The 13,433-nt window shown below is 69.8% G+C and carries 14 protein-coding genes; 4 read left to right on the top strand and 10 right to left on the bottom strand.

All coding sequences use genetic code 11. The features are described 5' to 3' along the window. The 10 genes from BLW41_RS03610 to BLW41_RS03650 are packed head-to-tail and all read right to left on the bottom strand — an operon-like array spanning position 1 to position 8,661. Positions 1–912, bottom strand: a complete 912-nt coding sequence (locus BLW41_RS03610; protein WP_093116286.1) for an SAM hydrolase/SAM-dependent halogenase family protein — start codon at positions 910–912, stop codon at positions 1–3. Beyond that, the gene (gene cobA / locus BLW41_RS03615) at positions 909–2,432 is read right to left on the bottom strand and encodes a uroporphyrinogen-III C-methyltransferase (RefSeq protein WP_093116288.1); all 1,524 of its coding nucleotides are present in this window, start codon (positions 2,430–2,432) and stop codon (positions 909–911) included. Before cobA ends, BLW41_RS03610 begins: the two co-directional genes overlap by 4 nt. 10 nt (positions 2,433–2,442) lie before the next feature. Further along, positions 2,443–3,420: a hydroxymethylbilane synthase gene (gene hemC / locus BLW41_RS03620; RefSeq protein ID WP_093116290.1), complete on the bottom strand. Its 978-nt coding sequence runs from the start codon at positions 3,418–3,420 to the stop codon at positions 2,443–2,445. Next, positions 3,417–4,772: a glutamyl-tRNA reductase gene (gene hemA / locus BLW41_RS03625; protein WP_177169303.1), complete on the bottom strand. Its 1,356-nt coding sequence runs from the start codon at positions 4,770–4,772 to the stop codon at positions 3,417–3,419. Before hemA ends, hemC begins: the two co-directional genes overlap by 4 nt. A gap of 14 nt (positions 4,773–4,786) precedes the next feature. Then, a complete protein-coding gene (locus BLW41_RS10870; RefSeq protein WP_177169304.1) occupies positions 4,787–4,957 on the bottom strand; it encodes a hypothetical protein in 171 nt (56 codons plus the stop codon). 1 nt (position 4,958) lies between these two features. Beyond that, the gene (locus tag BLW41_RS03630) at positions 4,959–5,690 is read right to left on the bottom strand and encodes a cytochrome c biogenesis protein (RefSeq protein ID WP_093116294.1); all 732 of its coding nucleotides are present in this window, start codon (positions 5,688–5,690) and stop codon (positions 4,959–4,961) included. Beyond that, positions 5,687–6,367: a heme exporter protein CcmB gene (locus BLW41_RS03635; protein WP_177169305.1), complete on the bottom strand. Its 681-nt coding sequence runs from the start codon at positions 6,365–6,367 to the stop codon at positions 5,687–5,689. Before BLW41_RS03635 ends, BLW41_RS03630 begins: the two co-directional genes overlap by 4 nt. Then, a complete protein-coding gene (locus BLW41_RS03640) occupies positions 6,364–7,050 on the bottom strand; it encodes an ABC transporter ATP-binding protein (RefSeq protein ID WP_143038564.1) in 687 nt (228 codons plus the stop codon). Before BLW41_RS03640 ends, BLW41_RS03635 begins: the two co-directional genes overlap by 4 nt. A 13-nt stretch (positions 7,051–7,063) precedes the next feature. Then, positions 7,064–7,807 (bottom strand): precorrin-2 dehydrogenase/sirohydrochlorin ferrochelatase family protein, encoded by a 744-nt coding sequence (locus tag BLW41_RS03645; RefSeq protein ID WP_218138229.1) that lies wholly within the window; start codon positions 7,805–7,807, stop codon positions 7,064–7,066. A 20-nt stretch (positions 7,808–7,827) separates the two neighbouring features. Further along, positions 7,828–8,661, bottom strand: a complete 834-nt coding sequence (locus BLW41_RS03650; RefSeq protein WP_177169306.1) for an alpha/beta fold hydrolase — start codon at positions 8,659–8,661, stop codon at positions 7,828–7,830. Positions 8,662–8,815: 154 nt separating this feature from the next. On the opposite strand from BLW41_RS03650, the gene BLW41_RS03655 reads away from it, so the two are divergent. Genes BLW41_RS03655 through BLW41_RS03670 form a run of 4 tightly spaced genes read left to right on the top strand, consistent with a single transcriptional unit; the run spans position 8,816 to position 12,683 of the window. Further along, complete coding sequence (locus BLW41_RS03655; protein ID WP_093117316.1) at positions 8,816–9,430, top strand: ATP-dependent Clp protease proteolytic subunit; 615 nt, start codon at positions 8,816–8,818, stop codon at positions 9,428–9,430. Between the two features lie 17 nt (positions 9,431–9,447). Continuing rightward, the gene (locus tag BLW41_RS03660) at positions 9,448–10,758 is read left to right on the top strand and encodes a M20/M25/M40 family metallo-hydrolase (protein ID WP_218138230.1); all 1,311 of its coding nucleotides are present in this window, start codon (positions 9,448–9,450) and stop codon (positions 10,756–10,758) included. Continuing rightward, positions 10,755–11,570, top strand: coding sequence for a DUF1385 domain-containing protein (locus BLW41_RS03665; RefSeq protein WP_093116300.1), 816 nt, complete (start codon positions 10,755–10,757; stop codon positions 11,568–11,570). The genes BLW41_RS03660 and BLW41_RS03665 overlap by 4 nt, the downstream gene beginning before the upstream one ends. A gap of 12 nt (positions 11,571–11,582) precedes the next feature. After that, positions 11,583–12,683, top strand: coding sequence for a nicotinate phosphoribosyltransferase (locus BLW41_RS03670; RefSeq protein ID WP_093116302.1), 1,101 nt, complete (start codon positions 11,583–11,585; stop codon positions 12,681–12,683). Positions 12,684–13,433: the final 750 nt, after the last annotated feature.

Consider the following 13,433-nt stretch of genomic DNA (forward strand, 5'->3'; position numbering starts at 1 on the left):
TCACGCGCCCGGCCCGCCCATCGGAGCGCCCGAACCAGGGCCATCCGCAGGCTGCGCGACCGCCTCCGTCTGCTCGATCACGACCTCGGCATCGACCTCCAGCCCGAACTCGCGACGCGCGTCACCGCGATTCACTGCGAGCGCCAGCATCCGCCACGAGTCTTCGTAGAGCAGCGGCTCGCCGGGCGCGACGTCGGCGAAGGTGCGCACGAACAGCAACGTCCAGGACCGCTCGCCGAGTGTCAGACGGGCGGGTCGCCCAAGTCTCAAGCCAGCGGCGGTGGCATCCTCGTGCGACGCCGAGAGGATCGCGTTACCGAAGCGGTCGAAGGTGAGGACCCGCGCGGCGATGACGCCCGGGCTGCGGACCTCGGCGGCTGGCATTTCGAGCTCGACGAGCTCTTCCGGCGCGAGCGGCGTGCCGGTCTCCGCCAGCGGCGCGCCCGCGGCCAGGTGCGCGGCCACCGGCGCGAAGATGTCGCGGCCATGGAAGGTCGCCGAGACCGGTTCGAGTCGTAGCGGCGAGTGGGTGATCTCGACCGCCTCCACAACACCGCCTTGCTGCTGCCAGGCCAAACTCAGAAGTCCGTTGTCGGGCCCCACGAGCAACCGTCCGGTGCTCGTCCGCACAGCGATTGCACGGCGTGCCGCACCGACCTCCGGATCGACGATCGCGAGATGCACGCCGACCGGACAGAACGGCAGCGCCGCCCGCAGCACGAGCGCACCGCGCCGGATGTCGTGGCGTTCGATGCCGTGCGTGAGGTCGAGCACCCGCGCCTGCGGACAGATTCCGGCGATCACGCCGTGCACCACGCCGACGTACTCGTCGACCAGGCCGTAGTCGGTCAGCAGCGTCACGATCGGATGACCCTGGTGCGCCTGACCGCCACCTGTGGACTGCTGGTTCATCGATCCCTCCCGGCAGCGCGTCGCTCGCCGACGTCGGCGAGGAGCGCATCCACCAAGCCGTCGATGTCGTGACGTGTCGCCTCAACGTGCACCGGCATGCCTGCCTCCCGGAGCGCCTTGCTGGTGATCGGTCCGATCGAGACGATCCGCGCGCCGCGCGGGACAGTTCCGCCGCTCTCGAGGTAGCTGCGCACGGTCGAGCTGGCGGTAAAGGTGAGATACGTTGCCCGCTCGAGGTCCTCCCGGACGTGGTCGGCGAGAGGCTCACGCGTCGTCTCATAGAGGGCCACTACGGTGACCAGCGCCCCCCGACGCTCAAGCGTCCGCGGTAGCTCGTCACGTGCCTCGGCGGCGCGTGCGACGAGCACCTTGCGGCCTGCCAGGTCGAACTCCGCCAGCGTCTCCAGCAGGCCCTCCGCGACGAAACGCTCGGCTACCAGATCGGCTCGAACACCCCGCTCGGCAAGGGCTGTGGCGGTGCCTGGGCCGATCACCGCGACCTTCGTTCGAGCCAGTGCGCGGGCATCGCGGCCGTGCGCAAAGAGGCCGTCGATCAGCAAGCGTGCCCCGTTGGCGCTGGTCAGGCAGATGAGGTCGTAGTCGTCGATCGATGCCAGCTCGGGCGGTGGCGGCAAAGGTCGAATGCGGATCGTTGGCGCCTCGACGACGTCCGCCCCGAGACCGCGCAGCCGCGCGGCGAGCGCGCTCTGTTGGGCGCGTGCGCGAGTAACGACGACGACCTCGCCGTGCAACGGCCGGCGTTCAGCCCAAGCCAGCCGCTCGCGCAACCGTGCGACGCGCCCGCAAACGAGCACGGCCGGTGGTCGCAGACCCGCTTCCGCAACGCGCTCGGCGATGTCCGCCAAGGTGCCGCTGACTGTGCGTTGGGTCGCCAGGGTCCCGTCAGCGATCACTGCGGCAGGCTCAGATGCCGGTCTGCCCTCCATTTGTAGGCGTTCGCTCACGGCGGCCAGCCGACCGACGCCCATGTAGAAGACCAGCGTCCCCGGAAACGCTGCCAGCGCCCGCCAGTCGACGCTTGACGAGGGCTTCGTCGGATCTTCGTGAGCGGTGACAAAAGCGACCGCCGATGACTCGGCGCGGTGCGTCACCGGGATTCCCGCGTAGGCCGGTGCGGCGATGCCTGCTGTCACGCCGGGAACGACCTCGAACGGCACGCCGGCTGCCGCCAGCGCCTCCGCCTCCTCGCCGCCCCGCCCGAACACGAACGGGTCACCGCCCTTGAGTCGCACGACACGCTGTCCGGCCTGCCCCCGCCGCACCAGTTCGGCGTTGATCTGTTCTTGTGGGAGCGAGGGTCTGCCGGGCATTTTGCCCACGTACACCAGTTCAGCCCGCTCGCTCGCCAGAGCGAGCAGCGCTCGCGGAACCAGGCGGTCGTAGAGGATCGCGTCGGCACGCGAAACGAGCTCGGCGGCGCGCTCGGTGACCAGGCCCCGGTCACCGGGCCCGGCGCCCACGAGGTAGACGATTCCCTCGTTCGCTGCGCCCTCGCCCATGCTCGGGAGGCTACGCGGGCGCGTGCTCGGGCGGCTGCTCGCCGCGCATCACCTCGATCGCGCCGGCCGAGCGCAGTCGCTCGGCGAGCAGCCGCCCGAGCGCCTCAGGCTCAGCGTCCCTGCCCTCGACGCGGTCGCGCACCCACGCGGACCCATCCGGGGCCCCCGCCCACCCTTCGAGTGACAGCGCAGCTCTGTCCGGGTCGCAGCGTGCGAGCGCGGCAAGTGGTGTGTCGCAGCTCGCCTCGAGCGCCGCAACGAGCGCACGCTCGGCGCGCAACTCAGTCCAGGCCAGCCGATCGCAGGCGGCGCGGCAGAGCGCGAGCGCTCGCTCGTCGTCGGCGCGGACCTCGTACACCAGCGTGCCTTGACCAGGAGCGGGCAGCACCTGCGAGGTTGGGATCGGAGCGCCCTCCCAGGCGATCCCCAGCCGCTCGAGGCCGGCTGCGGCGAGCACGATCGCGTCGAAGCGGCCGTCCCGCAAGCGGCTCAGCCGGGTGTCGACGTTGCCGCGCAAAGCGAGCACGCGCAGGTCCGGTCGCGCGGCAAGGAGTTGCGCCCGCCGGCGCAGCGAGGCGGTCCCGATCCGTGCGCCCGCTGGCAGGTCGGCGAGGGAGCGTGCGCCGACCAGTACGTCGCGGGGATCGGCGCGTGCGGCAGTGGCCGCCAACACCAATCCGCGGGGCAGCTCGCTAGGCACGTCCTTGGCGGAGTGGACGGCGACATCGATGCGCCGTTCGAGTAGCGCAAGCTCCAGTTCTTTCACGAAGCGACCCTTGTCGGCGGTCACGGCAGCACGCGGCTCGTCGCCGGTAGTGCGGATCACCACCAGCTCGTAGGGACAGCCGAGCGCCTCGGCGGCGAGACGCGCCTGTGCGCGCGCGAGCGGCGAGGGTCTCGTGCCGATGCGCAAGCGTGGCTTCGCCGCCCGGCGATCGCCGGCGCCCGGCGAGTCGGTCGCGCGGTTCGCGGTGGGCGGCTCCCTCAAATCCGCTGTGCGCGCCGCCTCGCGCCCCTCGTGCGCGCCGCCTCGGTCAGTCCTCGCGAGCTCTCGACCTCGGCGTCGGAGGCACGGTCGAGGGCGAACAGCTCGCGGACCGCGTGGGCGAGGCGGTAACCGGCCTCACCACCCGCGTGCCGTTTGAGGGCAGCCGTCGGATGGTGCAGCAGACGCTTCGCGAGCGCACGCGCCAGAGCTTCGACGCGCTTGCGGTCGTTGGCCGACAGGCTCTCCCAGCGTCCCTCGTTCTCCGCCAGGACTTGCGCGACCAGCGCGTCCGCCTGACGCCGCAAGGCAGCGATCGTTGGCAGTACCTCGAGTTCGTCGAGCCAGGCGGCGAAACGCTCAGCTTCGGCGTCGACGATCGCCTCCGCCTGGCGTCGCTCGAATTCGCGCAAGCGCAGGTTGCGAGCTACCTCGCGCTGCAGGTCGTCCATGTCGAAGAGGGTGATCCCGCGCACCCCACGCACGCGCGGATCGAAGTCGCGCGGAACCGCGATATCGATGATCACCAGCGGCCGATACTGCCGCTGAGCCATTACCAGCTCGAGCTCCTCGCAGCCCACGATCTGATGCGGTGAGCCGGTGGAGCTGACGACGATGTCGGCTTCCACCAGTTCGCTGGGAAGCCGATCGAAGCGCACGGCCTCTCCGCCGAAGCGCCGAGCGAGCCCGATCGCGCGGTCGTAGCGCCGATTCGCCACAAAAACCGTGTGCACGCCCTGCGCGCGCAGTGCCCGGGCCGTTAGCTCACCGCCCTCGCCGGCGCCGATCACGAGGACACGGCGGCTTGCGAGATCGCCGAGAGTGGTGGCTGCGAGCTCAACCGCGACCGAAGGCACCGATACGCGGCGCCGGCCGATCGCCGTCTCGGTTCGCACCCGCTTGCCGGTCGCCAGGGCGTCCCGGAAGAGCCGGTTGGTGACTGCCCCTGTCGCGCCTTCGACGAGCGCGAGCTCGTAGGCGCGCCGAACCTGCCCCAGGATCTCCGCCTCGCCGACCACCATCGAGTCGAGGCCGGCGGCGACCATGAAGAGGTGGCGCACGGCGTCGCGATCGCGCAACGAGTAAAGCGCCGACGACAGCTCCGTCGGCCCAATTCCGGCCTGCCCCGCGAGGACCGTCAGGGCCGCACTTTCGGCGGCGACGACGTCCGCCGTAACCAGGTAAAGCTCGGTTCGGTTGCAAGTCGACAGCGCCACCGCCTCGTGCACGCTAGGTGCCGCCGTGAGCTCCGCCAGCACACCGGCCGCGCGACCCTCCGGTAGCGCCAGGCGCTCTCGCAGCTCAAGCGGCGCGGTTTTGTGCGATGCACCAAGGGCGACGATGCCGGCGCTCACTCGCGCACGCCCCCTCACCTAGCCGACCGCTCGTCGTCGGTCAGCTCGAGCAGTTTCGCGAGCTCCCCCTCGATGCGCGCGAGCTTGGCGCCGAGGATCGCGACGTACACAACCGGCAAAACCGCGAAGACGATGTAGGCGGCGGCCACGTACTTGCCGGCTTCGTCGAGGGGGAGGGCCGGCATCTCAACCTCCCGCGCCGGTCGACGCGAGCGAGCGGCGCTCGGCTTCCCGCTCGAGTCGGCGACGGAGCTCGGCGAGTCGTGCCGAGGCGCTCTTGGCGGCGATCTCCAAGCGGCACAGCGTTACGTACAGGAGCGCCACTGCCACCAGTGCCACGAGGAAGGTGAGCCGCATCTCACCGGGCATGTTGCCCCCCGTCTGCGAGAGCACGCGCGGGTGCGTGAACGACTCGGCGAGGCGCACGGCGATGAAGTTCACGGGCACGAACGCACCCGCGGCGATCGCGAACACCGAAGCCGCACGACTCTGGCGTTCGCGGTCGTCGATCGAGTAGCGCAGCGGGTAATAGACGCAGTAGAGGAGGAAGACGACGAGGAACGAGACCAGTACCGGTTCGTCCCACAGCCACCAGTGGCCCCAGGCCGCCCGTGCCCAGATCGAGCCGGTGACGAGCACCACACAGCCAAAGATCACCGCCAGGTGGATCGCGACGTAGCTGCGCAGATCCCAGATCGGCTTACGGGTGCGCAGGTACAGAAACCCCATCACGCCGGCCGCGACGAACCCCGAGAGGGCAACGATCGCCGCGGGAACATGCACGTAGAAGATCTTCTGGATGAAGCCCTGGTCGGCGTCGTTCGGGGCGTAAAAGAAGACCAGCGCGAGCGCCGCGGACAAGGCAAACGCCGTTGCCGCGGCGAGCGGTGCGAGGCCCTTGGCGCGCTGTTCGGTCATTCCTCGAGCAGATGGTCGGCGACGCCGACGGCGATCGTTACGAACAACAAATCGTAAAGCCCGAGCAGCAACAACCAGCGCAGCTCGGGCGCACCGACCGGTCGGGCGAACAGGGGTGTGGTCGCTTCGACCGCCCCAATCACCAGCGGTACTGCCAGGGGCAGCAACAACATCGGGACGATCAGCTCGCGCAAGCGCGAAAGCAGGGCGAGCGCTGCGGTCAGGGCGCCGACCGCCGCCAGGCCACCGTTGACGAGTACGCCCACCACGATCAGCCAGGGGAGGGCGGGCAACAGCGGCGGCCCGAGCAAAAAGAGAGCGAATGCCGGTAGCGCGCAGGCCGTGATCACCGCTAGGGCCGCGAACAGCGAGGTGGCTTTCGCGGCGACGAGCGTGCCGCCGTCGATCCCCGCGAGCCTCAGGGCGTCGATGCCGCCTTCCTCTGCGTCGGCCACGAACAGACGGACGATCACCAAGAACGCGGCGAAAAGCAGCGACAACCAAAACACCCCGGCCGCCAGCGCGCCCTCGAGCGTGTCGCGTTGCAGCGCGAAGTGGAAGACGACGATCGCGCACACTGCGAACAGCGCGCCGGCGGGAAGCGCCTCGCCCGAACGCAGCTCGAGCTGCACGTCCTTCACCACGATCGCCCGCAACGGCCGCGCGCGAGCGTTCACGCGAGGGCCTCCTCGAGCGCTGCCGCGTCGACGTGCTCGCGGCGAAGCAACCGTGGTCGGCCGGCGGCGAGCACCAGCACGTGGTCGGCCTCGCGCGCCGCGAGCGCCAGGTCGTGGGTGACGAGGACGCGCGTGCGTCCCGCCGCCGCGAGCAGCTCCCCGGCCAGGCGCTCCGCGCGCACGTCGAGCCCGTGGAACGGTTCGTCGAGTACCAGGAGCTCGGGATCCGCCAGCAGCGCGCAGGCGATCGCCGCCCGTTGGCGCAGACCGCGCGAAAGTTCGCGCACCGGTCGATCGGCGACGGCATCGAGTGCGGCCGCCGACAAGAGCGCCTCCACCCGCTCGTTGGGAAGTCCCAAAAGGCGCGCCCGGAAGCGAGCGTTCTCGCGCGCGCTCAGCCGGCGGTAGAGCGGAGCGTCGTGGCCGACGTAACCGATTCGCCCGCGCAGCTTGTGACGCTCGTCGGGTAGCGCGGCCCCGAGCACCCGCACGTGTCCCTCGCTGGCCCGCAAAAGGCCGGCGACGATGCGCGCCAGCGTCGTCTTGCCGGCGCCGTTGGCACCGACGACGCAGAGCGTCTCGCCCGGGGCGACGCACAGCGTGACGTCTCGAAGCGCGACCACCTCACCGAAACGGCGGCCGACGCCGTCGAGCTCGATCGCCGCCGCTTGCGGGGCGGACATCTGCCCCGCACGCTCAGGCGAGCGCGCGCTCGCGCTCACGCTGAGCGGCGGCGATCAGCTCGCGCACGGCTTGTTCCTCCCCGCGTCGCAGAAGCTCGATGGGGTCGGGCTGGCCGTTGACGATCGACTCGAAGAACTCCTTGCGGTCCTGGTAGGTGGGAAGCGTCGCCTTCGCCCAGCCGCGCACCTCGTTCAGCAGCACGGCGAGACGCGCATAAGGCTCGCCGTAGCGAGCAGCGACCTCGTCGCGGATCCGCTTGGCGAGGGCAGGCGACGCCCCCGCGGTGGAGATAGCGATCGCCAGCGGGCCCTGACGCACGATCGCCGGCAGGATGAAGTTGCAAAGGGGCGGCACGTCGACCACGTTGACCAGCATCGCCCGCCGCTCCGCCTCCTCGAAGATGCGGATGTTGACCTCGCTGTCGTCGGTCGCTGCGATCACCAGGAAGGCGCCGTCGAGATCGCTCGGCTGCCAAGCCCGCGGAATCCACTCGATCGACCCCTCGGCCGCGAGCTCCTGCAAGGGCTCGATCGCTTGCGGGGCGATCAACACGACGGCGGCGTCGCAAGCCAGTAGGCCCTCGACCTTTTCGAGGCCGACCTCGCCTCCTCCCACCACAAGGCAGCGCCGACCGCTGAGTCGCAGGCAGGCGACGTAGAAGGGCGTGTCGAGCATGCCTTGGACGCAGGACTGGTCGCAGATCCCCTTGCGGAGCTGGCAGACGCACTCCTTACCGGCGTAGGCCTGCGCGGGCATTGCAGGCAGTGTACGCGCCGCTAGGCGGGTTCCGATCGCTGCGCTTGGTGTACGCGTTCGAGCAGCGCCAGCACCGCTTCCCGCGCCCGGTCCGGGGCCTCTTCAAAGACGAAGTGGCCTGCTTCCTCCACCACCACGACCTGCGCCTGCGGTAGCAGCTTCGCGAAGCGGTAGGCCCCACCCACCGGCGCGTACTTGTCGCGAGCGCCCCAGAGCGCGAGCGCCGGCACGTCGAGTTCGCGCAAGCGGCCTTCGAGCGGGGCGAGCTTCTCGAAGTCACCCGAGCGATAGAGCTCAAGTTGCGCCATCCGCCGCTCGCGGTCGCGCAGACACTTCCAGTACTCGTCGATTGTGCGGTCGTCGAAACCCGGCCACTCCGAGCGCAGTGCTTGGGCCAAGAGATCGCGGGTCAACAACTCCATGAGCTCCTCTCCGTGATCGGGTGTGCGCATCTGCTCAGCCAACCCGTGCCAACGACCGTCGCTGAAGAAGCCGGTGCAGGAGACGACGAGGCCGGCGATCGGCAGTTCCCGCTCGAGGATCCAGCGCAGCCCGATTAGACCGCCCCAATCGTGCGCGACTAGTACGAAGTTGGTGAGGTCGAGCGCTCGGCGGAACAGTTCCAGACGCTCGATCTGTCGTTCCCAGTTGCCCGGGCGCACGTCCGGCGAGTCGCCGAAGTTCGCGAGGTCGGGAGCGATCGCCAAAAAGCCGGCCGCTCCCACCGGATCCAGCAGATGCCGCCACATGTACGACGACTCCGGGTATCCGTGGAGCATCAGTACCGGCAGTCCGTCCGTCGGGCCGCTCCGCCGATACGCGAGCGGGGCGTGGTCCGCGCTGACGAGTTCCATCGGCCCGAACCTACCGCGTCTTCGGCGTGTCTTGCGCGGCGACGCGGAACGTACCCGCGCGGCGACGCGGGGGGCCGCCGCGCGGCGCGGGGCGGCGTACCAACCACGCCGCGATGCGACACAATGGGGGTCCTGCACGCGAGGAGGGAGTCGGATGGCGCCGCTGGTTCCAATGGTCATCGAGCAGGACGCGCGCGGAGAGCGCGCGTTCGATATCTACTCGCGCCTCCTGCGCGACCGCGTGGTCTTTCTCGGCTCACCGATCGACGACCAGGTTGCGAACCTCGTGATCGCGCAGCTTTTGCACCTCGAGTCCGAAGACCCCGACCGCGACATTGCGCTCTACATCAACTGTCCTGGCGGGTCGGTGTACGCCGGCCTGGCGATCTACGACACGATGCAGTTCATCCGCTGCGACGTGCAGACGACGTGTGTCGGGATCGCGATGTCGATGGGCTCGCTTTTGCTCGCAGCCGGCGCTCCTGGCAAGCGATCCGCCTTGCCGAACAGTCGCATCCTGATCCACCAGCCGTCGGCCGGGTTCGAAGGGCCTTCCAGTGACATCGAGATCCACGCACGCGAGGTCCTCGATCTGCGCAGGCGTATCGACGAGATCTACGCCAAGCACACCGGCCAGACGCCCGAACGCATTCATCAGGACACCGAGCGGGATCGTTTCTTCAAGCCCGAGGAGGCGGTCGAGTACGGCCTCATCGACCGCGTGCTCGAGCCCAAGGAGCGCACCCGCCCCGAGCCGGCCCTGACTTAGCGCAACCGCTGGTCTCCGTGTCCGTCGCCCCGACCTTGGAGCGCAGTCGCCTGGAGGGGCGCACCGTCGACCTTTTGCGCCGGCTGATCCAGATCGATACCACCAACCCTCCCGGCAACGAACGGGCTGCCCAGGAGCTGCTGGCGGAGCGTTTGCGAAGGGTCGGGTTCGAGTGCGAGCTGGTCGGTGTCGAGCGCGCCCGGCCGAACCTGGTCGCGCGTCTGCGCGCGCGCTCCGATGGCCCGGTGTTGGCGTTCCTCGGTCATGTCGACACGGTGCTCGCCGACCCCTCCGACTGGTCGTGCGATCCGTGGTCGGGCGAGTTGCGTGACGGGCACGTCTGGGGGCGCGGCGCGCTCGACATGAAGGGTCAGGTGGCGGCCGAGGTGGTTGCTGCGGAGTCGCTGGCGGCTGCCGGCTGGCGACCTTCCTCGGGGGAGCTGCGGTTGATCCTGACCTGCGACGAAGAGGCCGGCGGAGCGCTCGGCGCGCGCTGGTTGTGCGAGCAGCGGCCCGACCTTGCGCGCAGCGATTTCGTCATCAACGAGGGCGGCGGCGAGACCTTCACGCTCGGCGGACAGCGCTACTGGAGCGTGGGCGTCGGCGAGAAGGGGGTCTTCCGCTTCCGGGTGCGTGCACGAGGGCGCGCTGGCCACGCCTCGACCCCCGGCCTCGCCGACAACGCGCTGGCGAAGTTGGCGCCGGTCTTGTCGCGGCTCGCTGCTGCCGGGACGGTGCCGCTTGCGTCCGCCTCCTTGCGGCCGCTGCTGGAGGCGCTCGGCGAGTCGCCGGCTGCGCTCGTCGCAAGCGCCGGCGCCGACGATCGCTTGGTGGCGTTGCTCGAGCCGATGCTCGGCGTCACTTTCGCGCCGACGATGGCCAGCGGGTCGCCGAAGATCAACGTGATTCCGGCGCGGGCGGAGCTGCGCGTCGACTGTCGCGTGCCGCCAGGGGTCGAGCGCTCCGAGGTGCTGCGAGTGATTCGGGAGGTAGTGGGCGACGGGGACTTCGAGGTGGCAGTCGACGAAACCACCGACGGCAGTCTCTCGCCGGCGGAGGGGCCGTTGTTCGAGGCGATCTGCGAGTTCTGCGAGCGCGAGGCGCCGCGAGCGCGCCCGCTGCCGACGCTGCTTCCCGGCTTTACCGACTCGCGCTGGTTTCGGGCGGCGTTTCCCGAGTGTGTCGCCTACGGCTTCTTTCCCCAGCTGGCGATGGACATGGTCGATGCGGCACAGTTGATTCACGGTGCCGACGAGCGGGTGCCGGTGGCGGATCTCGGCCTCGCCGCCGCCTGCTACGTCGAGCTCGCGGAGCGGCTACTTCGGTGACGGCGCAGCGGATCGGCGGGATGGCGCTTGCGAACGGCGTGCTCTTGCACGGACCGACGGCTTGGGCCTGTGCGGTGCGCACTGCGGACGGCGAGATCCAGGTGCGCGCGGGCCGCAAGCGCTTCACGCCGCCGGCGTGGCTCGCCGGCGTGCCGGGACTGCGGGGGCTTGCCCGACTTGCCGAAGCGGTCGCGGTGCTCGGCGAGGTGCGACGCGCGCTGCCCCAGGCGCGGCTGCCTTTCATGCGCTCGAGCACGCTGCTCGCGGCGGTCGCCGCGGCGCTCGCCGGGTCGTCGTTGCGGCGTCGCGGGGGCGGCTCGCTGTCGGCGGAGATCGGAGTCGGCCTGCTCGGTCTAGCACCGGCCTTGGTGGCTCTGCGTGAGGGGCGGGTGGCCGCTTACCACGGTGCCGAGCACAAGGTGATCGCGGCTTGGGAACACGGCTCGCAGGCTGCCGACGAGGCGCGTGAGCACGAGCGCTGCGGGACCCACCTGGTCGCGCCGATGCTGGCGTTGACCGCTGTTGGGAACGCGCTCCTGAGACGGCGCGGTGTGCGCGGACCGGCTGCCGAAGCGGCGGTGCAACTCGCGGCTGCGGGAGCTGCCTTCGAGCTTTTCGCATGGAGCGAGCGCAATCGCGGCCGGGCTCTTGCCGATGCCCTCCAGGCACCTGGGCGGTGGTTCCAGCGCGTCTTCGGTACGCGCGAACCCGATCGCCGAGAGCTCGATGTGGCGACCGCCGCTCTGCGGGAGCTCCTGCGCGTCGAGCAGCTCGCGGGTAACGACGCAGACACCGCCGCCAGCGGTGCCTAGCATTCCCGCCCCATGAGCACGGCGAGCGCGCGCCGCGAGCGGCTCGACCCGTCGGTTTTCCGGCTGCCCGTCGAGAAGATCCGCGACGGCTACTACACCGACGCCTACTTCAACTTCACGAAGCGCCTGCTTGAAGAGCGCGGTATGCGCCCGCGCGTGACCATGCAGGTCTTTCAGAAGCACCACTCGGTGCTCGGCGGCATCGACGAGGCGATTGCCGTGCTCAAGTTGTGCTCAGGGCGCCGGCGGCCGGACGGCAGCTGGCAGGACGGCTGGCCCGAGCTCGAGGTTTACGCGCTCCACGAGGGCGACGAAATCGCCCCGTGGGAGACGGTGATGCTGATCGAGGGTGATTACTCGCTGTTCGCGCACCTCGAAACCGTCTATCTGGGCTGTCTGGCGCGACGAACGCTGATCATGCGCAACGTGCGCGAGGTGGTGGAAGCGGCGCGCGGCAAACCGATCCTCTACTTCCCCGCGCGCCACGACCACTGGCTGGTGCAAACGGGAGACGGCTGGGCTGCGCACGTCGCGGGGGCGCTCGGCGTGTCGACCGACGCGCAAGCGTCGTGGTGGGGCGGTCGCGGTATGGGCACCGTGCCGCACGCGCTGATCGCCGCCTTCGGCGGCGACACCGTCGCTGCTGCGCGCGCCTTCGCCGAGCGCTACCACCGGGAGATGAACGTCGTTGTGCTCGTCGACTTCCAGAACGACTGTTGTCGCACGGCTGTCGAGGTGGCGGACGCGCTCGGCGAGCAGCTGTGGGGCGTGCGCCTCGACACCTCGGGGACGATGGTCGACCGCTGTCTGTGGGACGAGATGGGCGAGTTCGACCCGCGCGGAGTCAATCCGCGGCTGGTCGAGAAGGTGCGCACCGCCCTCGACCGCGCCGGCCACGAGCGGGTGAAGATCGTCGTATCGGGCGGCTTCAACGCCGAGCGCATCCGCCTGTTCGAGGAGCTGGGCGTGCCCGCTGACGCCTACGGCGTCGGCTCGGCTCTGCTGCGGGGCGAAAACGACTTCACCGCCGACGTGGTGCGGGTCGATGGACGCCCTTGCGCGAAAGCGGGGCGTCGCTACAAGCCGAACCCGCGGCTCGAGCGGGTCGAGTAGCACGCTTCCTGATCACGAGCCGATGGGCCGGGGATTTCCGCTCCATTACCCTTGCCGCTCCCCGCGGTGGGCGCGAGCTTCACGAGCACGATCCGTCGCTCCGCAGCCTGGCGCGCGATCGCCCAGCGAGGCTGTCTGCCGCGCTTTCAGCGCCCAGAGAGACACTCGCCGATCGCGCCGATCGACGCGACCACAAACGCGATTCCCGAGACAAGATCGGCTCGCCCGGTGCGCGTTGACTCGCTAACCAATGCGGCCCCTATCGCCAAGCCGGACGCGAGCGACGCAGCTTGGAGCGGGAAGCGCTGGCTGTCCGGGCGCCGCACGAAGGGTGCGCGCAACCTCCCGGGCTCCCGCCGCGCACACAGAATCAACTCCGCGGTCGCCATCAGCCCGCAAAGCACACCTGCAGCGAGGCTCAGCCCGGAACCGGTGACAGCGCCAGAAATTACCCATACTGGTAGTCCCAGAAGAAGGACGAACAGGACCGCATACCACCTCACCCACGCGACTGCCCTGCTCACGAGCCCCGCTTCACCCATCTCACCCCCAGACACCGTTCAAAATGGCGAATACGGGTGAACATAAAGGGTCGACGACGATCGGGTAGGTTTGGGTCCCTTCGGGTGAAGGCGGAAGTGGGCGAGCACGACTCTGCGTTTGTGGGCGCCTTCTCACGTTAGTCATGTGGGGGCCCGTAGTCGAGTACCATCCTAACGAGTCTTAATGCAAGACTGCCCAACGCGAACA

This window comes from Thermoleophilum album (genome assembly GCF_900108055.1).
Classification (GTDB): domain Bacteria; phylum Actinomycetota; class Thermoleophilia; order Solirubrobacterales; family Thermoleophilaceae; genus Thermoleophilum; species Thermoleophilum album.